General features: G+C 77.0%; 20 protein-coding genes and 1 pseudogene. 9 read left to right on the forward strand and 12 right to left on the reverse strand.

Going from position 1 to position 25,265, the window contains the following annotated elements:
- The first annotated feature begins 33 nt into the window (after positions 1 to 33).
- From ACI798_RS10180 to ACI798_RS10195, 4 genes and pseudogenes are all read left to right on the forward strand, one after another.
- Complete coding sequence (locus ACI798_RS10180; RefSeq protein ID WP_456940917.1) at positions 34 to 837, forward strand: CoA transferase subunit A; 804 nt, start codon at positions 34 to 36, stop codon at positions 835 to 837.
- Positions 834 to 1,502, forward strand: a complete 669-nt coding sequence (locus ACI798_RS10185; RefSeq protein WP_457047859.1) for a CoA transferase subunit B — start codon at positions 834 to 836, stop codon at positions 1,500 to 1,502. Before ACI798_RS10180 ends, ACI798_RS10185 begins: the two co-directional genes overlap by 4 nt.
- A 60-nt stretch (positions 1,503 to 1,562) precedes the next feature.
- Positions 1,563 to 1,658, forward strand: a pseudogene (locus tag ACI798_RS10190) (DUF1028 domain-containing protein); the annotation flags it as partial.
- 205 nt (positions 1,659 to 1,863) lie between these two features.
- Positions 1,864 to 2,436 carry a DUF1028 domain-containing protein gene (locus ACI798_RS10195; RefSeq protein WP_457047860.1) on the forward strand — a complete coding sequence of 191 codons (573 nt, stop codon included), beginning with the start codon at positions 1,864 to 1,866 and terminating at the stop codon, positions 2,434 to 2,436.
- Between the two features lie 7 nt (positions 2,437 to 2,443).
- Here ACI798_RS10195 and ACI798_RS10200 read toward each other — a convergent pair whose 3' ends face one another.
- From ACI798_RS10200 to ACI798_RS10210, 3 genes are all read right to left on the reverse strand, one after another.
- Positions 2,444 to 3,175 carry an SGNH/GDSL hydrolase family protein gene (locus ACI798_RS10200; RefSeq protein ID WP_457047861.1) on the reverse strand — a complete coding sequence of 244 codons (732 nt, stop codon included), beginning with the start codon at positions 3,173 to 3,175 and terminating at the stop codon, positions 2,444 to 2,446.
- A gap of 59 nt (positions 3,176 to 3,234) precedes the next feature.
- The gene (locus ACI798_RS10205) at positions 3,235 to 4,215 is read right to left on the reverse strand and encodes a decaprenyl-phosphate phosphoribosyltransferase (RefSeq protein ID WP_456940913.1); all 981 of its coding nucleotides are present in this window, start codon (positions 4,213 to 4,215) and stop codon (positions 3,235 to 3,237) included.
- Positions 4,216 to 4,356: 141 nt separating this feature from the next.
- Positions 4,357 to 7,461, reverse strand: a complete 3,105-nt coding sequence (locus ACI798_RS10210) for an arabinosyltransferase domain-containing protein (protein WP_457047862.1) — start codon at positions 7,459 to 7,461, stop codon at positions 4,357 to 4,359.
- Between the two features lie 198 nt (positions 7,462 to 7,659).
- Here ACI798_RS10210 and ACI798_RS10215 point away from each other — a divergent pair, with 198 nt between their 5' ends.
- Complete coding sequence (locus ACI798_RS10215; RefSeq protein WP_457047863.1) at positions 7,660 to 8,898, forward strand: hypothetical protein; 1,239 nt, start codon at positions 7,660 to 7,662, stop codon at positions 8,896 to 8,898.
- The gene (locus tag ACI798_RS10220) at positions 8,895 to 10,049 is read left to right on the forward strand and encodes a glycosyltransferase family 4 protein (RefSeq protein ID WP_457047864.1); all 1,155 of its coding nucleotides are present in this window, start codon (positions 8,895 to 8,897) and stop codon (positions 10,047 to 10,049) included. The genes ACI798_RS10215 and ACI798_RS10220 overlap by 4 nt, the downstream gene beginning before the upstream one ends.
- Here ACI798_RS10220 and ACI798_RS10225 read toward each other — a convergent pair.
- The 4 genes from ACI798_RS10225 to ACI798_RS10240 form a co-directional block, all read right to left on the reverse strand.
- Positions 9,991 to 10,809, reverse strand: coding sequence for an alpha/beta fold hydrolase (locus ACI798_RS10225; RefSeq protein WP_456940909.1), 819 nt, complete (start codon positions 10,807 to 10,809; stop codon positions 9,991 to 9,993). The genes ACI798_RS10220 and ACI798_RS10225 overlap by 59 nt on opposite strands.
- Positions 10,810 to 10,942: 133 nt before the next feature.
- Positions 10,943 to 12,112, reverse strand: coding sequence for an acyl-CoA dehydrogenase family protein (locus ACI798_RS10230; RefSeq protein ID WP_457047865.1), 1,170 nt, complete (start codon positions 12,110 to 12,112; stop codon positions 10,943 to 10,945).
- Positions 12,113 to 12,121: 9 nt separating this feature from the next.
- The gene (gene purE / locus ACI798_RS10235; protein ID WP_456940907.1) at positions 12,122 to 12,646 is read right to left on the reverse strand and encodes a 5-(carboxyamino)imidazole ribonucleotide mutase; all 525 of its coding nucleotides are present in this window, start codon (positions 12,644 to 12,646) and stop codon (positions 12,122 to 12,124) included.
- A 1-nt stretch (position 12,647) separates the two neighbouring features.
- Entirely contained in the window at positions 12,648 to 13,853 is a 1,206-nt protein-coding gene (locus ACI798_RS10240) for a 5-(carboxyamino)imidazole ribonucleotide synthase (protein ID WP_457047866.1), read from the reverse strand.
- A 200-nt stretch (positions 13,854 to 14,053) separates the two neighbouring features.
- Here ACI798_RS10240 and ACI798_RS10245 point away from each other — a divergent pair, with 200 nt between their 5' ends.
- The 3 genes from ACI798_RS10245 (at position 14,054) to ACI798_RS10255 (ending at position 18,059) form a co-directional block, all read left to right on the forward strand.
- Positions 14,054 to 14,584 (forward strand): hypothetical protein, encoded by a 531-nt coding sequence (locus ACI798_RS10245; protein ID WP_457047867.1) that lies wholly within the window; start codon positions 14,054 to 14,056, stop codon positions 14,582 to 14,584.
- Positions 14,581 to 17,502, forward strand: a complete 2,922-nt coding sequence (locus ACI798_RS10250) for a hypothetical protein (protein ID WP_456940904.1) — start codon at positions 14,581 to 14,583, stop codon at positions 17,500 to 17,502. Before ACI798_RS10245 ends, ACI798_RS10250 begins: the two co-directional genes overlap by 4 nt.
- 65 nt (positions 17,503 to 17,567) lie before the next feature.
- Complete coding sequence (locus tag ACI798_RS10255) at positions 17,568 to 18,059, forward strand: GtrA family protein (RefSeq protein ID WP_456929441.1); 492 nt, start codon at positions 17,568 to 17,570, stop codon at positions 18,057 to 18,059.
- A 103-nt stretch (positions 18,060 to 18,162) separates the two neighbouring features.
- Here ACI798_RS10255 and ACI798_RS10260 read toward each other — a convergent pair whose 3' ends face one another.
- The 5 genes from ACI798_RS10260 to ACI798_RS10280 all read right to left on the reverse strand — a co-directional run bounded on the left by ACI798_RS10260 (position 18,163) and on the right by ACI798_RS10280 (position 25,254).
- The gene (locus tag ACI798_RS10260; protein WP_457047868.1) at positions 18,163 to 21,123 is read right to left on the reverse strand and encodes an AAA family ATPase; all 2,961 of its coding nucleotides are present in this window, start codon (positions 21,121 to 21,123) and stop codon (positions 18,163 to 18,165) included.
- Positions 21,120 to 22,271 (reverse strand): exonuclease SbcCD subunit D, encoded by a 1,152-nt coding sequence (locus tag ACI798_RS10265; RefSeq protein ID WP_457047869.1) that lies wholly within the window; start codon positions 22,269 to 22,271, stop codon positions 21,120 to 21,122. Before ACI798_RS10265 ends, ACI798_RS10260 begins: the two co-directional genes overlap by 4 nt.
- Positions 22,272 to 22,318: 47 nt before the next feature.
- The gene (locus tag ACI798_RS10270) at positions 22,319 to 23,617 is read right to left on the reverse strand and encodes an acyltransferase family protein (RefSeq protein WP_456940901.1); all 1,299 of its coding nucleotides are present in this window, start codon (positions 23,615 to 23,617) and stop codon (positions 22,319 to 22,321) included.
- 202 nt (positions 23,618 to 23,819) lie between these two features.
- Positions 23,820 to 24,380: a PH domain-containing protein gene (locus tag ACI798_RS10275; RefSeq protein WP_457047870.1), complete on the reverse strand. Its 561-nt coding sequence runs from the start codon at positions 24,378 to 24,380 to the stop codon at positions 23,820 to 23,822.
- A 31-nt stretch (positions 24,381 to 24,411) separates the two neighbouring features.
- Entirely contained in the window at positions 24,412 to 25,254 is an 843-nt protein-coding gene (locus ACI798_RS10280) for a biotin--[acetyl-CoA-carboxylase] ligase (protein ID WP_457047871.1), read from the reverse strand.
- Between the last annotated feature and the right edge of the window lie 11 nt (positions 25,255 to 25,265).

A 25,265-nucleotide genomic window follows, 5' to 3' on the forward strand; every position in this document is an offset into this window, starting at 1 on the left:
CGCCACAGCACCGGACGAGAGGGAGTGCCCCGCATGGACAAGGTCGTGGCCAGCGCCGGGGAGGCGGTGTCCGACGTCGGTGACGGTGCGACGCTCGCCGTCGGCGGGTTCGGGCTCTGCGGGGTGCCGGTCGCGCTGATCGACGCGCTGCTCGAGCGGGGCACGAGGGACCTGACGACGATCTCCAACAACTGCGGCGTCGACGACCAGGCCCTGGGCGTGCTGCTCTACGCCGGCCGGATCCGCCGCACGATCAGCTCGTTCGTCGGCGGCAACAAGGAGCTCGCCCGGCTGTACCTGTCCGGTGAGCTGGAGGTCGAGCTCACCCCGCAGGGCACGCTGGCCGAGCGGCTGCGCGCCGGCGGCGCCGGCATCCCCGCCTTCTACACCCCCACCGGCGTGGGCACGATGGTCGCCGACGGCGGCATCCCGGTGCGCTACGACGCCGACGGGAACGTCGTCGAGACCAGCGCGCCGAAGGAGACCCGGGTCTTCGACGGCGTCGAGTACGTGCTGGAGACCGCCCTGACCGCCGACTACGCCCTCGTCCGGGCCGCGGTCGGCGACCGGCACGGCAACCTCGTCTTCCACGAGTCGGCGATGAACTTCAACCCGCTGGCCGGCATGGCCGGGCGGGTCACGATCGCCGAGGTCGAGGAGCTCGTCGAGCCCGGCGAGATCCGCCCGGAGCACGTGCACCTGCCCGGGGTCTTCGTCGACCGGGTGGTCGTCGTCGGGCCCGAGGGCAAGAAGATCGAGAAGCGCACCACCCGCCCCCGCCCGTCGGCCGCCCCGCTGGCCGCTGCCGGTGAGGAAGCCACGGAGGAGGCCCAGTGACCCTGACCCGCGACCAGCTCGCCGCCCGGGTGGCGCTCGAGCTCGAGGACGGCGCCTACGTCAACCTGGGCATCGGCATGCCCACCCTGGTGCCCAACTTCGTCCCCGACGGCGTGCACGTGGTGCTGCACTCGGAGAACGGCATCCTCGGCGTCGGCCCGTACCCGTTCGACGGCGACGAGGACCCCGACCTGATCAACGCCGGCAAGGAGACCGTCACGATCCTGCCGGGCGCGAGCTTCTTCGACTCCGCGACCAGCTTCGCGATGATCCGCGGCAAGCACCTCGACCTGGCCATCCTCGGCGCCATGCAGGTCAACCCCCGCGGCGACCTCGCCAACTGGCTGATCCCCGGGAAGATGGTCAACGGCATGGGCGGCGCGATGGACCTGGTCCACGGCGCCAAGCGCGTGGTGATCATGATGGAGCACGTGGCCCGCGACGGGTCCCCGAAGCTGGTCGAGGAGTGCTCGCTGCCCCTCACCGGCAAGGCCTGCGTCGACCGGGTGGTCACCGACCTCGCCGTCGTCGACGTCACGGCGGAGGGCTTCGTGCTGCGCGAGGTCGCGGCCGGTGTGTCGGTCGACGAGGTGGTCGAGCGGACCGGCGCCCCGCTGACCGTGCCGGGCGACGTCCCCACCATGGCGCTGCCGGCCACGGTCTGACCGCGGCACCGCTCCCCGGTGACGTTCTCGGTCGTCGCCCACGACCCGGTCACCGGGGAGATGGGCATCGCGGTCTCCTCCTGCATCCTCGCCGTCGGCCGGGCGGTGCCCAGCGCCCGGCCCGGCGTGGGCGTCGTCGCGGTGCAGGCGCGCAGCCCCCGCGGGACCGGGCACGTGTTGCTGTCCGGGCTCGCCGAGGGGACGGCGCCGTCGGTGCTGGTGGGCGGGGCGGCGCCCGCCCCCCCCCCCCACCACCCCCACCCCCCCCCCCCCCCCCCCCCCCCCCCCCCCGCCCCCCCCCCCCCCCCCCCCCCCCCCCCCCCCCCCCCCCGCCGCCGAGGACCAGGACCGGCAGCTCGCCGTGCTCGCCCCCTCCGGCGCGGTCGCCGCCGACACCGGCCCGGGCTCCTTCCCGGTCAGCGGCCACCTGCTCGGCGGGGGCTGGAGCGTGCAGGGCAACATGCTCACCTCGCCGGAGGTGCTGCCGGCGATGGCGCAGGCCTACGAGGCCGCCCGCGGCGACCTCGCCGACCGGCTGCTCGCGGCCCTGACCGCGGGCCAGGACGCGGGCGGGGACCTGCGCGGCCGGCAGTCCGCGGCGCTGCTCGTGGTCAGCGGGGAGCCGGCCACCGAGGAGGACGACGGCGTGCGGATGGACCTGCGCGTCGACGACTCCGGCGACCCGGTCGCGCAGCTGCGGATGCTGCGCAACCTGCAGCGCGCCTACGACGAGCGCGACTACGAGACCCTCGCCCTGTTCGCCCCCGAGGGCGCCCGCGACCTCTACGCGGCGCTGGCCGCCTCCCGGCGGGGCGACCGCGCGGCGGCGCGGGCCGCGCTGGAGGCCGTGCGCGCCCGTCCCGGCTGGTCGGCGTGGCTGGCCTCGATGGCCGGCGACTCGCGGCTGGCCGCGGTCTCCCGCCTGCTCGGCTGAGCGCGGGTCAGAGCCCTGCGGCGCGCAGGGCCTCGGCCAGCCGGGTGGCCATCTGGGCGTAGCCCGCGTCGTTGGGGTGCAGCCCGTCGGCGAACAGTCCGTCGGAGGGCACCAGCCAGCCGCCCGCGACCGGGTCGACGAAGGGCAGCCCCGCGTCCGCGGCCGCCTCGGCCAGGACGTCCCGGAGGTGGGCCACGGCGTCGGCGGACAGCTCCGGAGGGGACAGCGGTCCGAGGACGACGACGCGCGCCCCGGGCACCGTGCGCGCCAGGTCGACGTAGAGGGCCCGCGCCGCCTCGCCGACGGCGGCGAGCGACTCGTCGGCGTCGTTGGTGCTGCCCTGGACCACGACGACGTCCGGCGACGCGGCGGCGACGGCGGGGACCCGCCGGCCGAACGGCGCCTGCCCCGGCCGGGTCGAGGCGTCCACGTACCCGGTCCCGGACTCGCCGAGGGGGACGGCGGTCCAGCCCAGCAGCGCGGCGGTCTCCTCGACGTAGCCCTGCCCGCCCTCACCCACCGTGTAGGAGTCACCGAGGAACACCGTCACCGGGGACGACGGCGTGGACGACGGCGTGGGCGACGGCGTGGGCGACGGCGCCGGCGTGGGGCCGGCGCCCTGCTCGGCGGTCCCCGGCAGGACGGTGGCCCGTGGCGCGGACCCGCCGTCCGGGGAGCCGCACGCCGGGACGGTGGCGGCGAGCAGCAGCGCCAGGGCCAGGCTGGTCCTCCTCGGCACGGGGCCGAGTATGCGGGGGCGAGCTGTGTGCCCGGCCGCGACATGCCTCCGGGCGGGGGTCAGCCGGTCAGGACGCCGAGTCCGACGGTGACCGCCCAGACCAGCCCCAGCAGCAGCAGTCCCCGGTCGCGCAGCACGACCTCCTCGGGGGCGCCGGTGCTGCCGCGGTCGACGTCCACGGCGTAGCGCAGCAGGGCCAGCACGAACGGCGCCACGGAGACGGTCGTCCAGGGCACGCCGTCGCCGGCGCGCATCTCGAAGGCCCACAGGCCGTAGGTCGTGCAGGCGACCCCCGCGGACAGGCTCCACACGAAGCGCAGGTAGCTCGGCGAGTAGGACCGCAGGGTCCGGCGTGTCTCCGCCTGCTCCCCCAGCGCGACCAGCTCGGCGTAGCGCTTGCCCGCCACCATGAACAGGGCGCCGAACGCCGCGACGAGGATGAACCACTGCGACAGCGCGATCCCGGCCGCCGCGCCGCCGGCCACGCCGCGCAGCACGAACCCCGAGGCGACGGCGGCGAGGTCGATGACCGGCTGGTCCTTGAGGCCCCAGCTGTAGGCCGTGGAGATCGCGACGTAGCAGGCGAGCACCGCGGTGAGCGCGGGACGGGCGAGGAACGCCGCGGTCACCAGCGACGCCGCGACCAGCACGCACCCGGCGACGGCCGCGACCGGCACCGGGACGACGCCGGCCGCCACCGGCCGCGCCCGCTTGTGCGGGTGGCGGCGGTCCTGCTCCACGTCGCGGACGTCGTTGAGCAGGTAGAGGCCGCTCGCGGCGCCGCAGAACAGCACGAACGCCAGGAGCGTCGGCCCCAGGACCTCCGGCTCGAGCACGGTGCCCGCGGCCAGCGGCGCGGCCAGCACGAGCAGGTTCTTCGTCCACTGCCGCGGGCGCATGGTGCGCAGCACGCCCGCCGCGACCCTCCCCGCGCCGCCGCGCCAGGTGGCGGGGGCGCCGGCCGCGGGAGGGTCCGCGGCGGCGTTGCCGACGAACAGCACCCGGCCCGTGCCGGGCCGGCGGCCCTCCTCGACGCTCATCGGCGCCCTCCTCCCACGCAACAGGACGGCCGGTCGCGGGTCCGACCGGTCGTCCTCCCCGGAGTGTGCCCGCGGTCACGTCCTGTGAGCGGCGCTCGGGGTGGGCCCGGGCCCCGAACGCGCACGTCCCCCGGCGTGGCGTCACTCGGGGGGCGCGGCCCATCCCGCTCGGACGATCCGCGAGCGGGTCAGGTCGTAGGCGTCGACGGGGTGGGGCACGTCGAGGAGCAGGACCTGGACGGCGTCGACCTCCGGCGTGCCGGGCAGGACGGCGTCGAGGTCGGTGATCCCGGAGGTCCGCCCCGCGGGACCGAACAGGCTGCCGCGCGAGGTCTGCCAGGCGGCGTCCCCGAGCCCGTCGACCCCGGGGCCGTCGCGCCAGAGCACGGCGTACTCCACCGGCTCGGTGATCCCGGAGCTGACGACCGGCTGGCGCTGGCAGGGGAAGCGGAAGGCGAACTGCCACCCCAGGGCGACCGGCGCGCCGTCGGGGACCAGGTCGGTCAGCGGCACCCGGGGCAGCACCGACGGGCCGGAGAACGCCAGCCAGCCGCCCGGGCCGCCGCTGCGGTCGCGGCCCACCAGCCGCACCAGCAGCTCGCCGCCGTCGCGGACGTCCGGCGGATCGAGGACGAACGTCCGCCACCGGGCGGAGTCCAGGGGGTCGGAGAGGACCGCGCCGTCGACCACCTCGAGGGGCCCGCCGCCGGCCCGGGCGTACTCGACGCGCAGCTCGTTGCCACCGGTCAGCCGGCCGGCCGCGAGCACCGCGACCTCCTCGCCGTCCGCGGTCGCCGGCAAGCGGTACCAGGGGGTGACCTGCTCGCCGACGGTGTACTCGCCGGCCGGCCCGGTCGTGGTCAGGCTCCCCCACACCCGGCCGGCGGCCGCCGGCGGCGGATCGGGCGGGAACCAGCCGCCGTCGACGGTGAGGTCGGCGGGTCCCTCCGGCGGCGGGGCGTCGGGGTCCGGGGCCAGCGGCCGGGCGGCGGTGACGTCGAGGACCTCGACCGCCTGCGCGGCGCTGCAGCGGGTCGCGAGCGGGTCGGTGAGCGCGTCGGACTGGGGGGACCAGGTGTCCGCCGCGGCGGCGACCGCCGAGGTGGTGACGAGGTAGGCGACCGAGGTGCCCAGCGCCAGCCCCGCCAGCACCGGCGGCGTGCCGGCCCACCACGGTCCCGGGAGCCCGGTGCCCCGCCGGCGGCGCAGGGCGGCGGCGCCCAGCACGGCGGCGGCGACGACCGACCAGGTCAGCAGGCTGCCGAGCGCGACCGGCCCCACGGACGGCGCCTCGTTGGCCTGCGGCATCCCGGGCAGCCAGGTGTAGGGCCAGCTGTTGGGGCCGTGCAGGGCCAGCGCGGCGGCCACGACGACCGTGCCGAGCCCCGCGAGCAGCACCCCGGCGCGGGGCGCGCGGTGCCGGGCCAGCGAGCGCACCAGCCAGGGCAGGCTGCCGAGGAAGAGCGCGAGCCAGGCGGGACCGAGCCCCGACAGGGCGCCGAAGTGGTGGGTCCACTTGCTCGGCGTGAGCCACAGGAGCAGGAGGGCGGCGCCGAACGTGGCGGTCGACAGGCCCAGCGCCAGGGGGACCCGCACGTCCCGGCTGCGCGCGGCGACCAGGACGACCAGCGCCCACGGCAGCGCGGCGAGCGCGAGGACGACCGCACCGCGCCGCGCGTAGGCGCCCATCGGGATGTCGGAGAACAGGAAGGCGTAGCGCTGCCACTCGTCGTACCAGGACGACTGGTCCTGCGCGGCGAGGAAGATCTCCTGGCCGCGCACGAAGTCGCGCAGCGTGCCGTCGGCGAAGGCGGCGACCGCGGCGAACGCGCCGGGTGCCAGGAGCTGGGCGGTCCGGGTGACCACCTCGGCGCGGGTCCGGCCCTCGGCCACCAGCGCCGCCAGCCGCGGGAGGGCGGCCACCAGGGGGGCGAGCGCGACGAAGCCGGTGGGGTGGCAGGCGACGCCGAGGCCGGCGGTGCCCACGGCGAGCGCGACCGGCAGGAGCCTGCGGCGGCGCAGTCCGGACAGGACGCCGGTCAGGGTGGCCAGGGCCAGGACGCCCACCACCGCCTCGGGCCGCACGCCGACCCCGTAGGGCAGCCACCACGCCAGGAAGGCCGCGGCCAGCAGAACCTGCACGCCGGCCGGTCCCCACGCGGAGGCGGCGACCGGTCCCGGGAGCGCGCCGGGGCGGGTGGTCAGCCGGCGCAGCAGGAACCAGGTGACCAGCCCGGCGACGAGCGAGGGCACCCGCAGCACGACCGGCGCGTCGCCCAGGTGCTGCCACCACCCCAGCAGCCGGTAGGACCAGGTGAACGGCGTGAACGACTGGTTGTTGAGCTGGTAGTAGTTGCCGACGTAGCCCTCGTCGTCGGCGTTGCGGGCCATCGCCGAGTAGTAGCCGTCGTCGTCGGAGTCCGGGGCCAGGAACAGCCAGAGCAGGGCGGTGGTCACGACGGCGGCGTCCACGGCGACGCGCACGGCCCGCGGCCGCCACCCGGGCCGGCCCGGCGTGCGCAGCGCCGGCGGGCCGGGTCCCCGCCGCCGGTCGGCCCGGGCCAGCGCCAGCAGGGAGCCGGCGGCGGCGAGGACGACGGCGGCGACCAGCGCCCCCTTGAGCGGCGTCGGCGTGGTGTCGAACTGGTCGTCGACGGTCAGCGTCACGTGCAGGTCGTCGTCCGTGGGCAGCCGGGTCAGGCCGGTGTCGAGGACGTCGACGTCCGGCAGCACGGTCGCGTCGCCGGCGGCCCGCACGGTGGCCAGCTCCGCGCCGTCCCGGGTGAGCCGGAGGCCACCGGCGTCGCCGGTCAGCCGGTGGGTGCAGTCCCCGGACGGGACCGGGACGTCGAGCAGCTCGCTCCCGCGGACGAGGACGCGCAACCGGTCGTCGGAGGCCGTCACCAGCAGGCCCTCGGTGCCCGCCGCCGGCTGCGCCGGGACGATCGTGGAGAGGACCAGGCCGTCGCCGGCGGCCGCGGCGGTCACGGCCGCGCAGGAGAACCGCACGTCGAGGGCGAGGGGACGCTGGCCGGTCAGCTGCAGCATCGTCGACTGCGGGCGCGCGGGGTCCTGGGGCCAGGTGACGGTGGGCACGCTCATCTGCACCGGCGCGAGCGGGAGCAGCAGCGCCCCCAGGACCGCGACCAGCGCGAGGGCGAGCAGCCAGGGCAGCGGCCAGCGAGGTGGGCGGGCCGGGACGTCGGCCGGCACGGACCCGACCGGGGACCGTTCGACGACGCCCACGCACCCCTCCCCGCCGGTCCTCCGCAGGCGGCCAGTCAACACCGGCGGGCAAGGGGCTGCGCGTCCCGGGAGCGTGCCGGGCCCCCGCGACCGCCGCTACGGTCGGGTCGTGCCTGCCGCACGCCTGCCCGGGACCGGACGCTGAGCGCCCGACGTCGGGCGGCACGGGCGCCGTCGCTGACCTGGGTCGCCGCGAGCGTGCTGCTGTCCGGGGTGCTGACCTACGCCTACCTGGCGCTGGTGGCGCGCGCCGTCCCGGCCGGCGACTACGCGTCCTTCGGCGCCTACTGGTCCCTGGCGCTGCTGATCGGTTCCGGCCTGTCCCTCCCCCTCGAGCTCGAGGTCGCCCGGCTGGCGCACCTGCGCGGGGGCGGCCTGCCCCCCGGCGCCGGGCGCGCGTGCGCCCTCCTCACCGTCGCAGCGGTCGCCGCGGTGGCCGTGGCGGCGCCGCTGCTGCTGCCGGTGCTCGGCGGGTCGCCCGGACTGGTCGCCGCCCTGGCCCTGGTCGCCCTGCTCTCCCCGGCGCAGTTCCTGCTGCGCGGGCTGCTGCTCGGGCGCGGGCGCTACGGCACGTACGGCACGGTCCTGCTGGCCGACACCGCGCTGCGGGTGGCCGGCGCGCTCGCCGTGGGCGCGCTCGTGGTGCCGGCGGACGCCGCCGACCTGGGCTGGACGCTGCCGGTAGCGATCGGGCTGGCGCACCTGCCGGTGCTCGTCACGGTCCTGCGCCGACGCGGCTCCCCCGCCCCGTCCGCGGACGGCGCCGGTCCCCGGATGGTGCTGCCCGCGGTGGGCCACCTCCTGGTGGGCACCCTGTGCGCGCAGGCGCTCCTGAACGCCGCGCCGGTCCTCGTCACGGCGCTGGCGGGCACCGGCGGGCGGGAGGCCGCCGCGGCGTTCGTCGCCGCCTTCACCCTCGTGCGGTTGCCGCTGTTCGTCGCCGTGCCGCTGCAGAGCGCTCTCGTGCCGACGCTCGTGGACGCCGGCGCGCACCACCGGTCCGCCCGGAGGGCGCGCCTGCTGCGCCGGCTGCCGGCCGCGGTGGCCGCGCTCGCCGCCGGCGCCGCCGTCCTCGGCTGGCTGGCCGGGCCGCGGCTGGTCGCGCTCGTGTTCGGGGACCGGTACACGCCCGTGGCCGCGGACGTCGCGGTGCTCGCCGCCGGCAGCGTCGTCCACCTCGCCCTGCTCGTCGCCGCCCCCGCCGTGGTGGCCGCCGGCCGGCACCGGGACAGCGCCCGGGCCTGGGCCGCCGGACTGGCCGTGGCAGGGGGGACGGCGGCCGCCGTCGCCGCCGTGGACGTCACGGCCGCGGCTGCCTGGGCGTTCGCCGCGGGCTCGGCGGCCGCGCTGACCTGGTGCACCGTCGTGCTGCTCCGGACCGGGCCGACCACACCGGCGGACGCCGACGTGCCGACCCCCGCGGGAGGAGCCCGGTGACCCGGCGACTGGACGTGGTGATGGCGCTGGACTACTACACGCCCTACGTCAGCGGCCTCACCAACGTGGCCCGCGACGTCGCCGAGGGGCTCGCCGCGCGCGGCCACCGCGTCCGGGTGCTCACCAGCCGGCACGACCGGGCCCTGCCGGAGCGGGAGGTGCTGCGCGGGGTCGAGGTGGAGCGGGCGCCGGTCGTGGCCCGGCTCGGCAAGGGGGTGGTGAGCCCGGCGCTGGTCCGGCGGGTGCGCGCGGCCGGCCGGAGCGCCGACGTCGTGGACCTGCACCTGCCCATGCCCGAGGCCGGCCTGCTCGCGCTCGGTGCGCGGACGCCGCTGGTCAGCACCTACCACTGCGACGTCAGCCTTCCGCCGGGGCCGGTCAACCGGGCGCAGACGCTCGGCGTGGACCTCGCGAGCCGGGCCACCCTGCGGCGCAGCGCCCGCGTCGTGGTGTCCAGCGAGGACTACGCGCGCTCGAGCCGGCTGTGGCCGGCGATGGCCGGCCGCACCACCGCGATCCCGCCGCCGTGCCGGGAGCGGCCGGGCGGGCAACCACGGTTCCGCGACGGCGGCGGGCTGCACGTGGGGTTCCTCGGCCGGATCGTCGAGGAGAAGGGGCTGCAGTACCTGGTGCGCGCCTTCCTCGCCCTCGGGGACCCGGACGCGCGCCTGCTCATCGGCGGCGACTTCGCCGACGTCGTCGGCGGGTCGGTCGTCGAGGAGGTGCGGCGCGCGGCCGACGGCGACCCGCGGGTGCGGCTGCTCGGCTTCCTGCCCGAGGAGCAGATCGCCGACCTCTACGCGTCGATCGACGTGTTCGCCCTGCCGTCGGTGAACGCCTTCGAGGCGTTCGGCATCGTGCAGGTGGAGGCCATGATGGCCGGCGTCCCGGTGCTGGCCAGCGGCCTGCCCGGCGTCCGGACGCCGGTGCAGGAGACCGGGTTCGGCGTCGTGGCGCCGCCCCGTGACGTGCCCGCGCTCACCGAGGGACTCCGCCGGCTCGCGGCGGCGCCGCCGGACCGCGACCGGGGCCGGGCCCGGGCGCGGGAGCGCTACGCCCTGGGCACCGTCCTCGACGCCTACGAGGAGCTGTTCACCGAGGTCCGTGCAGGGGTGGGACCTCGCGCCAGAAGGCGTCGAGCCGCCGGTTGAACTCCTCGGGCACCTCCTCGAACGGCGCGTGCGCCTGGTCCTCGATCAGCTCGAAGCGCGCCCCCGGGATGGCCCCGGCCACCGCCCGGCCGTAGGCCGGTGGGGCGATGGGGTCCGCGCTGCCGGTGAGGACCAGCGCCGGGACGGCGATCCGCGGCAGCCGGTCGAGGGTCGCGTGGTCCCAGAAGGCGTCGGCGAAGCGCTGGAAGGACTCCGCGGACTGCGGGTACGGGAAGGCGAGCGCGGCCTCGATCGCCCGGTCGACCCGCCCGTCCTCGTGGGCGCGGTGGGTGTAGGCCCAGGCGAAGAAGGCCTCGAGGAAGGCGCGCTCGCTCGGCGCCCGCTCGGCCATCCAGAGCCAGGAGCCGACCACGTGGTGCCAGCGGACGTCGGGGCGACCCCAGGTGCCGACCAGCACGAGGCTGCGGACGGCGTCCGGGTGCCGCAGGGCGAGCTCCTGCGCGATCACCCCGCCCCCGGAGTAGCCGACGACGTGGGCGGGGCCGGCGCCGCACTCCAGCAGCACGCCGGCCGCGTCGTCGGCCAGGTCGCCCACCGTGTAGGCGAGGTCCGGGCGGGTGGAGCGGCCGACGTCGCGGTTGTCGAAGGCGATCAGCCGGTAGCGGTCGGACAGCCCGTCGAGCTGGGCCTGCCAGGCCTCCAGCGGGTCACCACCGCCGTTGACGAGCAGGACGTCGGGTCCGCTCCCCCGCTGCTCGACCCACAGCCTGACGTCGCCCGCTCGCACCGCTGCGCCCATCGGTCCGGCCCTCCGCTGCTGGGGCCGGACGGCGCCCGGCCCGCGCTGGGAGCTGCCATCGTCCCGCGCGGCGGGGGCCTGTGGTCGCCTCCCGCGCCCTGCGGCGGCGCGCCGTCACGGGGCGGGGGGAGTCCTACCGGAGCAGGCTGCGGGCGATGACCATCCGCTGGATCTGGTTGGTGCCCTCGTAGATCTGGGTGATCTTGGCGTCGCGCATCATGCGCTCGACCGGGAAGTCCTGCGTGTAGCCCGCGCCGCCGAACAACTGGACGGCGTCGGTGGTGACCTTCATGGCGACGTCGGAGGCGAACGCCTTGGCCGCCGCGCACAGCCGGCCGAGGTCGGGGTCCACCTTGCCGCCGGAGTGGCCCGCCTCGCCGCGGGCGGCGGCGACGTAGACCAGGTGCCGGGCGGCCTCGATCTGCATGGCCATGTCGGCGAGCATGAACTGCACGCCCTGGAAGTCGCTGACCGCCTTGCCGAACTGCTTCCGGTCGCGGGTGCACTCGACGGCGGCGTCGAGCGCGCCCTGGGCGACGCCCACGGCCTGCGCGCCGATGGTCGGGCGGGTGAAGTCCAGCGTCCGCAGCGCGGTCTTGAAGCCGGTGCCGGGCTCGCCGATGATCCGGTCGGCCGGGATGGCGCAGTCGGTGAAGTAGAGCTCGCAGGTGGGCGAGCCCTTGATGCCCATCTTCCGCTCCTTGGGGCCCACGGCGAAGCCCGGGTCGTCGCGGTGCACGACGAAGGCGGAGATGCCGTTGGCCCGCTTCTCCGGGTCGGTGACGGCCATGACCGTGTACCACTCGGAGACGCCGGCGTTGGTGATCCAGGCCTTGGTGCCGTTGAGCACCCAGGTGTCGCCCTCGAACCGGGCGCGGGTCCTCATCGAGGCGGCGTCGGAGCCGGCCTCCCGCTCGGACAGGCCGTAGCTGATCATCGCCCGGCCCTCGGCGATCGACGGGAGCACCCTCTGCTTCAGGTCCTCCGACGCCGACAGGATGACCGGCATCGACCCGAGCTTGTTGACCGCCGGGATGAGCGACGCCGAGACGTCGACCCGGGCGACCTCCTCGATGACGATGCAGGTGGCGATCGCGTCCGCGCCCTCGCCGCCGTACTGCTCCGGGATGTGCGTGGCGTGGAAGCCGGCCGCCGTCAGCGCCTTCTGCGCCTCGATCGGGAAGCGGGAGTTCGCGTCGACGTCCGCGGCGTGCGGGGCGATCTCACGTTCGGCGAGGTCGCGGACCGCGGCCCGGATCGCGTCGTGCTCCTCGGTCAGCTGGTACAGCCCGCTCGTACTCACGGGTAGATGCTAGGACGTCCCAGCAGATCCGCCGTCGCCGGTCAGCCGGGCGCGCAGGGCCGCGTCCCGGGCGACGACGGAGTCGGCCAGGTCGGCCTGGAACCGCTCGACGGCGGCCCGCAGCACCGGGTCGCCCGCGGCCAGGACGCGCACCGCGAGGAGCCCGGCGTTGCGGCCGCCGCCGATCGACACCGTCGCGACCGGGACGCCCGCGGGCATCTGCACGATCGACAGCAGGCTGTCCAGGCCGTCGAGCCGGTCCAGCGGCCGCGGCACGCCGATCACCGGCAGCGGGGTGGCGGCGGCGAGCATGCCCGGCAGGTGCGCCGCTCCCCCGGCGCCGGCGACGAGCACCCGCAGCCCGCGCCCGGCCGCCGAGGCGGCGTAGTCGAGCATCCGCTGCGGCGTGCGGTGCGCGGACAGGACGTGCACCTCGTACGGGACGCCGAACTCCGCGAGCGCCGTCGCGGCCGGCTCCATCGTGGGCCAGTCCGAGTCGCTGCCCATCACGATCCCGACCAGCGGCCCGGTCATCTCAGTGCTCCTCGGGGAAGGCGAACGCGGGGTCGACCACGCCGTCGGCGAGGTAGCGGGCCGCGGCGACGGCGCGGGCGCGCACCTGCGCGAGGTCCTCCCCCAGCGCCGTCACGTGGCCGAGCTTGCGGCCGGGGCGCTGGCCCTTGCCGTACCAGTGCAGCTTGACGTCGGGCCAGTGCGCCATCAGGTGGTGGACCCGCTCGTCGAGGCCCGGCCCGTCCCAGCCCGGCTCCGCGGTCCGGCCGCCGAGCACGTTCGCCATGACCACGGCGGGCGCGGTCATCGCCGTCGACCCGAGCGGGTAGTCGAGGACGGCGCGCAGGTGCTGCTCGAACTGGCTCGTGCGGGCACCCTCGATCGTCCAGTGCCCGGAGTTGTGGGGGCGCATGGCCAGCTCGTTGACCAGCACGCCCGCGGGGGTCTGGAACAGCTCGACGGCCATGACGCCGACGACGCCGACCCGGTCGGCGACCCGCACCGCGAGCTCCTGCGCGGCCAGCGCCGTGTCCTCGTCGAGGCCCGGCGCGGGGGCGAGCACCTCGGTGTTGATGCCGTCGCGCTGCACGGTCTCCACGACCGGCCAGACGGCGACCTGGCCGAACGGCGAGCGGGCCACCAGCACCGCGAGCTCGCGGACCAGCGGGACCCGCTCCTCGACCAGCAGGGTCCCGTGCCGCTCGAGCAGGTCGGCCACCTCGTCCGGCCCGTGGACGACGAAGACGCCCCTGCCGTCGTAGCCGCCGCGCGGGGCCTTCACCACGACCGGCCAGCCGACCTCCTCGGCGAACGCGGTCACCTCGTGCACCGTGTGCGCGTCCGTCCACGACGGCTGGGGCTCCGCGGCGGCGGCCAGCGCGCGGCGCAGGACGAGCTTGTCCTGGGCGTGCACCAGGGCGTCGGGGCCGGGGGCGAGGCGGACGCCCTCGGCGGCCAGCGTCCGCAGGTGCTCGGTGGGCACGTGCTCGTGGTCGAACGTGAGCACGGTGGCGCCCTCGGCCACGGCGCGCAGCGCGTCCAGGTCGCGGTGGTCGCCGATCCGGACGTCGGCGGCGACCAGCGCCGCGGACTCGCCGGGACCGGTGGACAGCACGCGCAGCGACTGGCCGAGCGCGATCGCGGCCTGGTGGGTCATCCGGGCCAGCTGGCCCCCGCCGACCATGGCGACGACCGGGAGCTGGTCCGGACCCGACGACGAGACACCCACGGTTCCAGCAGCGTAGTGAGCGGCGGTCCGGCGGGCGGTGGCGACTCCTCCGTCACAACCGCCCCATCGCCCTCCGGCGGCGCGTCGACCCACCGTGACCACCTGGTGACCGTGCGACATTGACCGTCGGCCGCTGGTGCGGCTCCCCGGCCGGCGCGTGGCGCGGACCCCCGGCCGGGACGGACGACCGGGGAGCAGGCATGGGTGCGAGACGAGGGGCCGTCGGCGGCCTGGCGATCACGGCGGTGACCGCGCTGGCGCTGGCGGCGTGCAGCAGCGGTGCCGCGGAGGACACGGCGTCGGCGACGGGGGACGCCTCCGCCACCTCGTCCGCGGCCGGCGGGGACGGCGCCACCGGCGGCAGCGCCCCGGCGACGAGCGCGGAACCGACCGACGTCGCCACCGACCCGCCCCTCGAGGCACCGGAGGGCGGCGACGTCACCGTCGTGCTGACCTACGCCGACTGGGACCAGGGCGTCCCCGGCGTCACCGTCGGCGCGTACGTCGAGGCCGTGGCCGAGAGCGGCGGCACCTGCACGCTCACCCTCGAGGGCCAGGGACGCACCGCCTCGGCGACGGTGCCCGGCGAGCGCGAGCCCGGGTCGACCTCCTGCCCCGGGCTCACGGTGCCCGGTGAGGAGCTCGCGTCGGGCACTTGGACGGCGACGGTGACCTACGAGTCCGACGAGTACTCGGGCACGTCGGAACCGCTGGACGTGGTGGTCCCGTGACCGGGCTGCTCCCCCGGGTGGCCCGGCGGCTGCCCCTCGTGACCCTGGTGCTGGCGCTCGTCGCGACGGTGCTGCTGGTGCCGACGTCCGCGCCGGCGCCGACGTCGGGGCCCGCACAGCCGGCCCTCGACCTCGCGGCCGACACCCGCCTGTTCGACCCGGGCAACATCATCAGCGACGAGGTCTTCTTCGACTGGGGCGCGATGGACGCGGGCGCCATCCAGGCGTTCCTCGACGCCAAGGGCGCCAGGTGCGTCGCCGGCGCCATGCCCTGCCTCAAGGACTACCGGCAGGACACCGTGGACCAGCCCGGTGACGCCTACTGCTCGACCTACCGCGGCGCCCGCGGGGAGACCGCGGCCACGCTGATCGCCAAGGTCGCGGCCGCCTGCCGGATCAACCCCCGGGTGCTCCTGGTCCTGCTGCAGAAGGAGCAGGGGCTGGTGACCCGCAGCCAGCCGGGCACCTCGCACTACACGAAGGCCACCGGCTTCGGCTGCCCGGACACCGCCGCGTGCGACCCCGCCTTCTCCGGCCTGGTCAGCCAGATCTACTTCGCCTCCCGGCAGTTCCAGCGGTACGCCGCCAACGTCGCGGGCAGCTACCGCGCCGGCCGCTACAACACCATCAAGTGGAACGTGCCCGACAGCTGCGGCACCTCGCAGGTCTACATCCTCAACAAGGCGACCGCGGGCCTGTACAGCTACACCCCGTACCGCCCGAACCAGGCGGCGCTCGACGCCGGCTACGGCGAGGGCGACGCCTGCTCGGCCTACGGCAACCGCAACTTCTGGCTGTACTTCACCGACTGGTTCGGCTCCACCGGCATCCGCACCAGCGGGGCGATCGGCTGGGCCTACCAGCAGCAGGGCGGCGGCACCGGGCCGCTGGGCTCCCCGGTCAACGAGATGTACTGCGGTCTCGCCGAGGGCGGCTGCGGCCAGGACTTCCGGGGCGGCTCGATCTTCTGGCACCCCTCGCTCGGCGCGTACGTGGTCAACGGCGCGATCCACGGCGTCTGGAACGGCAGCGGCCGGGAGACCGGCGTGCTCGGCTACCCGACGTCGGGGATGGCCTGCGGCCTGACCGGCGGCGGGTGCAGCCAGCAGTTCCAGCGCGGCCAGGTCTTCTGGTCGCCGGCCACCGGCGCGCACCTGCTCAACGGTGCGATCAGCGACCACTACACCGCCGCCGGCCGCGAGCGTGGCACGCTCGGCTACCCCACCACCGGCATCACCTGCGGCCTCGCCGACGGCGGGTGCGCCCAGGCGTTCCAGGGCGGCTGGGTGTACTGGGCGCCGTCGACGTGGACGCACGCCGTGAGCGGCGCGATCGCCGCGGCGTGGATGCGCTCCGGGGCCGAGACCGGCCCGCTCGGCTACCCGTCCACGGAGATGGCCTGCGACGGCACGGGGTGCACCCAGGCCTTCCAGCGCGGCGACGTCGTGTGGACGGCGGGCACGAACGCCACCCGCACGGTGTCCGGCGCCATCGGGGAGGCCTGGCGCGCCGCGGACGGCGCCGCGGGTCCCCTCGGTCTCCCGACCGGCGACATGGCGTGCGGCCTGGCCGGCGACGGCTGCCGGCAGGCGTTCCGCGGCGGCTGGATCACCTGGGCGCCGGGGGCCGGCGTGCACGCGGTGTCCGGCGGGATCGGCGCCACCTGGGACCGGTCCGGCGGCGAGTCGGGCACGCTCGGCTACCCGACCGGCGACATGACGTGCACCAGCGCCGGCTGCGACCAGGCGTTCCAGCGCGGCGACCTGGTGTGGACGGCGAGCACGAACACCGTCCGCCCGGTCGAGGGCGCCATCGCCCAGACCTGGCGCGCCGCCGGGCGCAGCACCGGGGACCTCGGCCTGCCCACCGGCGCCATGGACTGCACCCTGCCCGGCGGCGGGTGCGCCCAGACGTTCCAGGGCGGCACCGTCGTCTGGTCGTCGGCCACCGGCTCGCGGACCGTGTCCGGTGCGATCGGCTGGACCTGGTCCCAGCAGGGCGGCGCCGCGGGCGCGCTGGGCTACCCGTCCGGCGACATGGTGTGCCTGTCGACCGGCTGCGACCAGGCCTTCCAGAAGGGCGACCTGGCGTGGACCCCGGCGGGCGGCACCCGCGCGGTGTCGGGCGCGATCGGCTGGCTGTGGAACCGCGACGGCCGCGGTGCCGGCAGCCTCGGCCACCCGACGGCGGACATGGTGTGCGGCCTGACCGGCGGCGGCTGCCGGCAGACGTTCGCCGGCGGGCTGGTCGCCTGGTCCCCCGCCGGCGGCGTGCACGCGACCTCCGGGGCCATCCAGGCCCAGTGGCTGGGCAGCGGCGGCGAGAGCGGCGCGCTCGGGTGGCCGGTCGCGGACATGGAGTGCCAGCTCGAGGGCGGCGGCTGCCGGCAGTCCTTCGCCGGCGGTCAGGTGCTCTGGTCCCCGGCCACCGGCACCGCCGCGGTGCTCGGCCCGATCGACGCCGGCTACGGCGCCAACGGGCGGCAGGGCGGGGTGCTGGGCTACCCGGTCGCGGCGCAGGTCTGCGCCGACGGCGGCTGCCGGCAGGACTTCCAGGGCGGCGTCATCGGCTCGACGACGTCCGGCGGCGCGCACGCCGTCACCGGCGGCATCCGGGCGCTGTGGGCGGCCCTCGGGGCGCAGACCGGCACGCTGGGCTGGCCGACGGCCGACATGGCCTGCAGCGCCGGCTCGTGCGGGCAGCGCTTCGCCCGGGGGGAGGCCTGGTGGTCGCCGGCCACCGGCACCCACGCCGTCACCGGGGCGATCCTCGACGCCTGGCGGGCCGCCGGCGGGGCCACGGGGTCCCTCGGGCTGCCCACCGGCGACGCGCGCACCTCGGGGTCGGTGACGACCCAGACCTTCCAGGGCGGGACGCTCCGCCACGACAGCACCACGGGACAGGTGACCCGGTCATGAACAGCAGCTCCTCCCCGGTCCGCGTCGAACGGACCCCTGCGGTCTCGGCACCTACACTCGGCCGGGTGGGCATCGTCAGCGACCTCCGCGGCCGACTGGAGGGCACCTGGCGGATGCTCCTCAAGGAGATCTCGGCGTTCGGCGTCGTCGGCGCCGCGACCATGGCGCTCGACCTCGGGCTGTTCCAGGTCCTCTACGCCCACGTCGGCATCGGGGCCGTGACCGCGAAGTTCCTGTCGACGGTCGTCTCGATGACCGCCGCCTACTTCGCGCACCGGCACTGGTCCTTCTCGCACCGGGCGCGGACCGGGCTGCGGCGCGAGTACACGCTGTTCATCGTGGTCAACACGGTGACCCTGCTGCTGGGGCTGGCCCTCGTCGCCCTGGTCCGCTACCCGCTGGGCCAGGAGAGCTCGCTGGTCCTGCAGGTCACCAACATCGTCTCGACCGTGCTGGGGACGCTCATCCGCTACTTCGCCTACCGCAGGTGGGTGTTCGTGGCCCCGGACCACCCGGCGGCGGTGCCTCCGGAGGGCAGCGCCACCGTCACCCGCTGACGGACCCACGAGCTCCCCGACCGCACCCGGTCTCCCGCCTCGGGAGGCCGGGTGCGGTGCTGTGCGGGCCGGTCCCCGGGCGCCGTGGGACGCCCGGCGGGGGTCAGCCGGCCAGCCGCGAGCCCGACCGCCCCGCGACGACCTCGAGCCGGGTGGGGATGCGGGTGCGCAGCTCCTCCAGGTGGCTGATGACGCCGACGGTCCGCCCGCCGCGCCGCAGCTCGTCGAGCACGCCCATGACCGCGTCCAGCGCCTGCGCGTCGAGGGTGCCGAAGCCCTCGTCGACGAACAGGGTGTCCATCTGGACCCCGCCCGCCTCGGCGGTGACGACGTCGGCGAGGCCCAGGGCGAGGGCGAGGGAGGCCATGAAGCTCTCCCCGCCGGAGAGGGTCTTCGTCGGCCGGCGGACGCCGGTGTACTCGTCCAGGACGTCGAGGCCCAGGCCGCCGCGGGCGCCGTGGCGGCCCAGCGCGTCGCTGTGCAGGAAGGTGTAGCGGCCGCGGGACATCTCCTGCAGCCGCCGGCTGGCCACCTCGGCGACCTGCTCGAGCCGCGCGGCGAGCACGAAGGACTGCAGCCGCATCCGCAGCGTGTTCGCGCCGCGCCCGCCGACGAGGTCGGCCAGGCCCGAGACCTGCTCGGCGCGGGCCCGGCGCTCGGCCAGCTCGACCTCGGCGGAGACCACGTCGCCGGCGAGCGCGTCGAGGGCGTCCGCGCAGCGGCGGGCCTGGTCGAGCGCGGTGACGGCCTCCTCGCGGCGGGCGGTGAGCCCGGCGCAGCGCTGCTGCCCGGCCGCGACGTCGGGGCGTTCGCCGAGGTCGGCGAGCTCGGGGTCGGCGAGGGTGGCGACCACGACCGCGTGCGCCTCGTCGTGCTCGCGCAGCCGCCGGTCGAGCTCGGTCAGCCGGCCGTGCTCCAGCAGGGCGACCGACGCCTCCGCCGTCCCGGGAAAGCCGGCTGCGGCGGCGCGCTGCTCGGCGGCGGCCCGGGCCTCCTCGGCGGCGGTGCGGGCGCGGCGCTCCTCCTCGGCGGCGGCGACGGCGGCCTCGCAGCGGGCGGCCTCGGCGGTGAGCCGCGCGACGCGGGCAGGCAGGTCGCGGTCCTCCCCGCGGGCGGCGTCCAGGCGGGCGGCCAGCTCGGCGTGCGCCTGCGCGCGGGCGTCGTGCTCGGCGGTGACCCGCTGCAGCGTCTCGCGGTCGGCGGCCAGCGCCGTGGCGGCGGCGTCGCGCCGCTGCTCGGCCGCCGCCAGCTCGCGGCGGGCGGGCTCCACCCCGCGGGCCAGCGCGGCCACCTCGGCGCGCTCGGCCGCCGCGGCGGCCGCCCGCCCGGCCAGCTCGGCGGCCGGCAGCTCCCCGGCCTGCGCGCGCAGCACGGCGAGCTGCCGCTCCAGCTCCTCGGCCGCCCGGCCGGCGGCGGTGCGCCGCTCGTCGGCGGCGTCGACGGCCGCGCGGGCGTGCTCCTCGTCGTCGGCGGTGACCGCCGGGCCGGCCGGCACCGCGGGGCGCGGGTGCGCGGTCGAGCCGCAGACGGGGCAGTCGGCGCCCTCGGTCAGCCCGGCGGCGAGCTCGGCGGCCATGCCCTCGAGCCGGGCGGTGCGCACCTCGACCAGCCGCTCGCGCGCCTCCAGCCAGTCCAGCCGGGCGGCGTCGGCGGCCTTGGCGGCGCGGTCGAGCCGGCCGGTGACCTCCGCGGCGCGGGTGGCCGCCTCCAGCGCGGCGCGGGCGGCCTCGTCGGCGGCGGTGACGCCGGGCAGGCGGGCGGCGGCGGCCTGCGCGGCGTCGAGCCGGGCCTGCGCCGCGGCCACGCGGGCGGGCTCCTCCTCGACCGCCCGGGCGCCGGCGGCGACCCGGTCGCCGAGCCGTCCGGCCTCGCGGGCCAGGCGCGCGACCTCGGCGGCCAGCTCCGCGGCGCGGTCGGCCTCGGGCAGCAGCGTCCGCACCGCGGCGGCGGCGTCGCGCAGCTCCCGCGCCGGCTCCGGGCCGGCCGGGCGCCCCCCGGAGACCGCGGCCCAGGCGGCGTCGGCGGCCTCCCGGCCGGCGGCGGCGCGCTCGGCGGCGCGGGCGGCGCGCCCGGCGGCGTCCAGCACGTCGCGCAGCACCTCGGCGCGGCGGCCGGCGTCGGCCCGGTCCCGCAGCGGCGCCAGCTCCGGCTCGCGGGCGGTGAGCCGCTCCAGCTCGGCGCGGGCCCGGTCGCGGCGGGCGTGCCGGTCGGCCAGCGCCCGGGCGGCGGCGAGCTCCGCCTCGGCCCGGGCGCTCGCGGCGGCGGCGTCCTCGGCCTCGGCGGTCGCGCGGACCAGCCGCTCGGCCGCCCGGCCCCGCACCCCGGTCACCCAGGCGCCGACCGAGGCCCCGGGACGGGCGCCGACCAGCTCGGGGGCGAGCTCCTCGGGCACCTCGACGTCGGCGATCTGGGCGACGCGGTGCAGCAGCGTGCTCACCCGGTGCCGGTCGGCGCGCAGCTCCTCCTCGGCGGCCCGCCGCTCCCCGGCCAGCCAGTCCTCGGCGCGGGCGAACCGGTCGACGTCGAACAGCGTGCGCAGCAGCCGGCCGCGGTCCTCGGGCTCGGCGCGCAGGAACCGGGCGAAGTCGCCCTGGGGCAGCAGCACCACCTGGCAGAACTGCTCCGCCGACAGGCCCAGTCGCACCCGCAGGTACTCCGAGCCCTCGTCGATGCGGGTGCTCACCGGCTGCCAGCCGTCGGCCGCCCGGCGCTGCACGGTGAGCTTCGCCTGCTCGGTGGTCTCGCCGGTGCCGCGCTTCTTCGGCCGGGTCTGCTCCGGGCGGCGGATCACCAGCAGCCGCTCGCCGGCGAGGGTCAGCTCGCAGGAGACCTCGGTGCGGGTGGCCGCGTCGGCGTGGTCGCTGCGCAGCCGGCGGGCCTCGCCGCGGGCGCCCGGGACGGTGCCGTAGAGCGCGAAGACCACGGCGTCGAGCAGCGTGGTCTTGCCGGCGCCGGTGGGGCCCCAGAGCAGGAACAGCCCGTCGCGGGCCACCTCGTCGACCCGGACGGTCTCGGTGCCGGCGAAGGGGCCGAAGGCGGTGAGGGTGAGGGTGTGCAGCCTCACCGGGCGAGCTCCTCGCGGCCCGCGGCGCCCAGCGCCCGGGCCAGCAGGTCGCGCTCGGCGGCCGTGACGCCCACCCCGCCGCGGACGTGCGCGACGAACTCCCCCGCGACGTCCAGGTCGTCCCGGCCGCGCAGCCGCTCCTGGTAGCTGCGGCCGTCGCCGCCGCCGGTGCCGCCGATCCACTCCAGGTGCACGCAGTGCGCGAACCGGGTGCGCAGCGCGCGCATCGGGTCGGCCGGGCGGACGGGGTCGGTGAGCCGGGCGGACACCCAGGCCTCCTCGGCGGCGGTGTGGGCGGGGTCGGCGAGCAGGTCGTCGAGGGTGCCGGTGAGCACCGTCAGCGGCCGGGGCGCCGGCAGCGGCACGGACCGGACGCCGGCCAGCCCGCCGGCGTCGAGGTCGACCAGCCACACCTGCTTGTCCTGCCCGGCCTCGCCGAAGGAGTACCCCAGCGGGGAGCCGCTGTAGCGCATCCGGTCGCTCAGCGTCTGCGGGCGGTGCAGGTGCCCCAGCGCCACGTAGTCGACGCCGTCGAACACCGGCGCCGGCACCACGTCCACCCCGCCGACGCAGATGTCGCGCTCGCTGTCGCTGGCCACCCCGCCGCCGACGAAGGCGTGCGCGAGCACCACCGAGCGGGCGCCGGGGCGGAGGAACAGGTCGGCGCGCACCCGGTCCATCGCCGCCCGCAGGACGCCCTCGTGGCTGCGCGCGTCCGGCACGCCGAGCTCGTGCCGGGCGATCTCCGGCTCGAGGTAGGGCAGCCCGTAGACGGCGACCTCGCCGTGCCGGTCGGCCAGCAGCACCGGCTCGTCCAGCCGCCCGGTCTCGGCGCGGACGTGCAGCCCGGCCTTGGTCAGCAGCGAGGAGAAGGTGCCCAGCCGCCGCGCCGAGTCGTGGTTGCCGGGGGTGAGGACCACCGTGGCGCCGGCGCCGACCAGGCGGCCGACCACCCGGTCGAGGACCGCCTGCCCGTCGGCCGAGGGCACCGCCCGGTCGTAGACGTCACCGGCCACGACGACGGCGTCGACGCCCTCCTCGGCCACGACCCGGGCGAGCCCGGACAGCACCGCCTCCTGCTCGGCGAGCAGGTCCGCCCCGTGCAGCGACCGCCCGATGTGCCAGTCCGAGGTGTGCAGCAGTCGCATGGGCGCGCAGGGTAGGTCGGGGGTACGACAGGAACGGGACGGTCTGCTCAGGCGCCGACGCGCTGCGACGGGAGCGGGGCGTCCGCGGACCCGGCGGCCGCCTCGGCGTCGCCGTCCGCAGGCCCCTGCTGGGGCGACGCCTCGGGCGTCGCGGGCAGGTCGGTCCCGGCCGCCGCCGACGCCGGCTCCCGGCGGAGGCGGGTCCAGCGCCCGGGGCCGCGGTGGCGCAGCCACAGCCGGCTCGGCTCCTCGACGTACCGGTAGACCAGGTGCGCCACGACGAGGGCGGCCAGCAGCAGGTGCGGGACGAGCAGGGTGCCCAGGCCGCTGCCCGGGCCGATCGCCGGGTACCAGCCCATGTGCGTCCAGGCGATCTCGAACAGCGGCACGTGGACCAGGTAGAGGCTGTAGGAGATCCGCCCCCCGTGCACGAGCGGCTGCCACGACAGCGCCCGGCTCAGCCCGCGGCGGGACAGCGCCAGCGAGGCGACGAGGACCGGGAAGAACACCACGACGACGCCGCCGAACTCACCGGCGCCCTGGCCGCGCCACCAGCCCCACCAGAGCCCGACGAGGACCTCCACGACGACCAGCACGGCGACCACGGCCGCGATCCGCTCGACGCGCGGGGTGACCCGGATCCGCCGGACGGCGAGGCAGGTGAACGCACCGGCCAGGAAGCCCGCGCCGATGCGCAGCAGCCAGCTCCACGGGAAGTAGGCCTCGCCGGTGGCGTAGCAGTGCAGGGCGAACGGCAGCATGCAGGCGACGGCGAGCAGGCCGGTGACGACCGGGGGCAGCCGGCGCAGGCGCCACAGCACCAGCACGGTGAGCGGGAACAGCGTGTAGGCCAGCCACTCGGCGCTGATCGACCAGGCCGCGCCCACCCAGGACGAGCCGTCGAAGTAGGGCTGGTGCCACAGCTGCACCATGGCCAGCTGCTCCAGCCACGAGGAGACGGTGACGTCGGGCTGCACCGTCTGCCAGACGAGGAAGGGGTCGTCGGTGCGGCTGGCCTTGTAGAGGATCCAGCCGCCGAACACCGTGGTGACCAGCGCGTACACGGGCCAGACGCGGCAGAAGCGCGCCCACCAGAAGGCCACCGTGCGCCGGGTGGAGGGCCGCGGGCCGAGCTTGTCGAGGTAGGTCAGCGTGACGACGAAGCCACTGAGCACGTAGAAGAGGTCCACGCCCAGTGCCCCGGTGTGGACCAGGGGCTGCAGCGGCTCCCACACCGCGCGGTAGGCGTCGCCCGGCGTGAACCAGAAGTGGAAGACGACCACCCACAGCGCCGCGACGATGCGCAGCCCGGTCAGCGAGCGGATCTCACCACCACCGCCGACCACGGGCGCTGCGGCAGCCGACGGTCCGAGGGCAGGCGGGACCGACTCGGATCGACGTGACACGGAACCACCAAACCGTCGGAGGGTGCTGTCCAGCGCTTGCACAGGCCACGGTACGGCCGGTCTCCGCAACGCCCTCGAGCCGAAAAGCGACGAAGCTCCCGAGATCAGGTTGGCAGGGGCCGCCAGTCGTGCCCGGGCACGGTCACCACGTGTCCCACCCGGGGCCGTCGTCCGCCCCGTCCTCCCACGCGCGCGGGGCCGTCGTCACGGCGGCGCGGTCGTCCTCGTCGACCAGGGTGGCGAGCAGCCGCTGCACCTCGTCGATGGCGGGGACCCGCTCGAGCACCACCGGGCCGCCCTCCCCGGCGGTCTCGACGGTCAGCGTCCCGGACCGCACGACCCGCTGCCGCAGCGTCTGCCGGGACGTGACGTCGGTGACGCGCGACAGCGGCACGTCCCGACCGCGGCGGGACAGGACGCCCGAGCGGACCAGCAGCCGGTGCGTGGTGACGACCAGGTGGGTGGTGCGCCAGCGGAGCACCGGCCGCAGCACGAGGGCCGCCAGGGCGACGAGGACGGCGCCCAGCAGGACCATCCGCAGCACGCCCTGCTGGCGGCCGGCGGGGACGAGGGCCGCCAGGTAGGAGCCGGCGCCCACGACGGCGAGGAGCGCGACCACGGGCCAGAACAGCGTCGTCCAGTGCGGGTGCAGGTGGACGACGACCTCCTCGTCGTCGGCCAGCAGCTTGTCGGGGTAGGGCACCCGGCCAGGATGACCGAGCGCGGAGCGCGCGTCAGGCTCCGGCGGGGCGTGTCCGGACGTGCTGCACGTCTCCGCTGGCCAGCTCCACCGTGCCGTCGTCGGTGCGGACCACCAGGCGGCCGTCCCAGTCGACGGCGGTCGCGGTGCCGGCCAGCGTCGAGCCGTCGGGCAGCGTGACGGCGACCTCGGCGCCGACCGTCGAGCACCGGGCGAGGTAGTCCGCGGCCAGGCCGGTGGCGACCGGGTCGCCGAGTGCCGCCGTCCAGGCGGTGTAGCGCCGCTCGAGCGCCCGGAGGTAGGCCAGCAGGACCGGCCCGCGGTCCACCGGGGCGCCGGTGACCAGCGTCAGTGACGACCCGGTGGGCGGCAGCTCCTCCCGGCGGGTGCCGACGTTGAGACCGGTGCCGACGACGACCGCGGTCCCCACCCCCTCGGCCAGGATCCCGGCGAGCTTGGCGCCGTCGGCGGCGAGCAGGTCGTTGGGCCACTTGAGCGAGGTCCGCACGCCGGTGACCTCGCCGACGGCCTCGGCCAGCGCCACACCGGTGAGCAGCGGCAGCCAGCCGCGGCGGGCGGCCGGGACGTCGGGCCGCAGGAGCACCGAGACGGTCAGCCCGGCCCGCGGCGGGGAGGTCCAGGTCCGGTCGAGCCGGCCCCGCCCGGCGGCCTGGTGCTCGGCGACGAGGACGGCGCCCTCGGGCACGTCGTCGTCGGCAGCCCGCTCGGCGAGGACCGCGTTGGTGGAACCCACCTCCTCGACCACCTCCAGCGAACGCCACAGCCGGCTGTCCCTGGTGAGGGCGGCCTGCAGCGCCGCGGCGTCGAGCGGGGGGCGGTCGAGCTCCGACCAGCGGGCGGAGGGCGCGTCGGGCACTCCCCTACGCT

The sequence above is a fragment of the Geodermatophilus sp. SYSU D01045 genome, assembly GCF_054050295.1.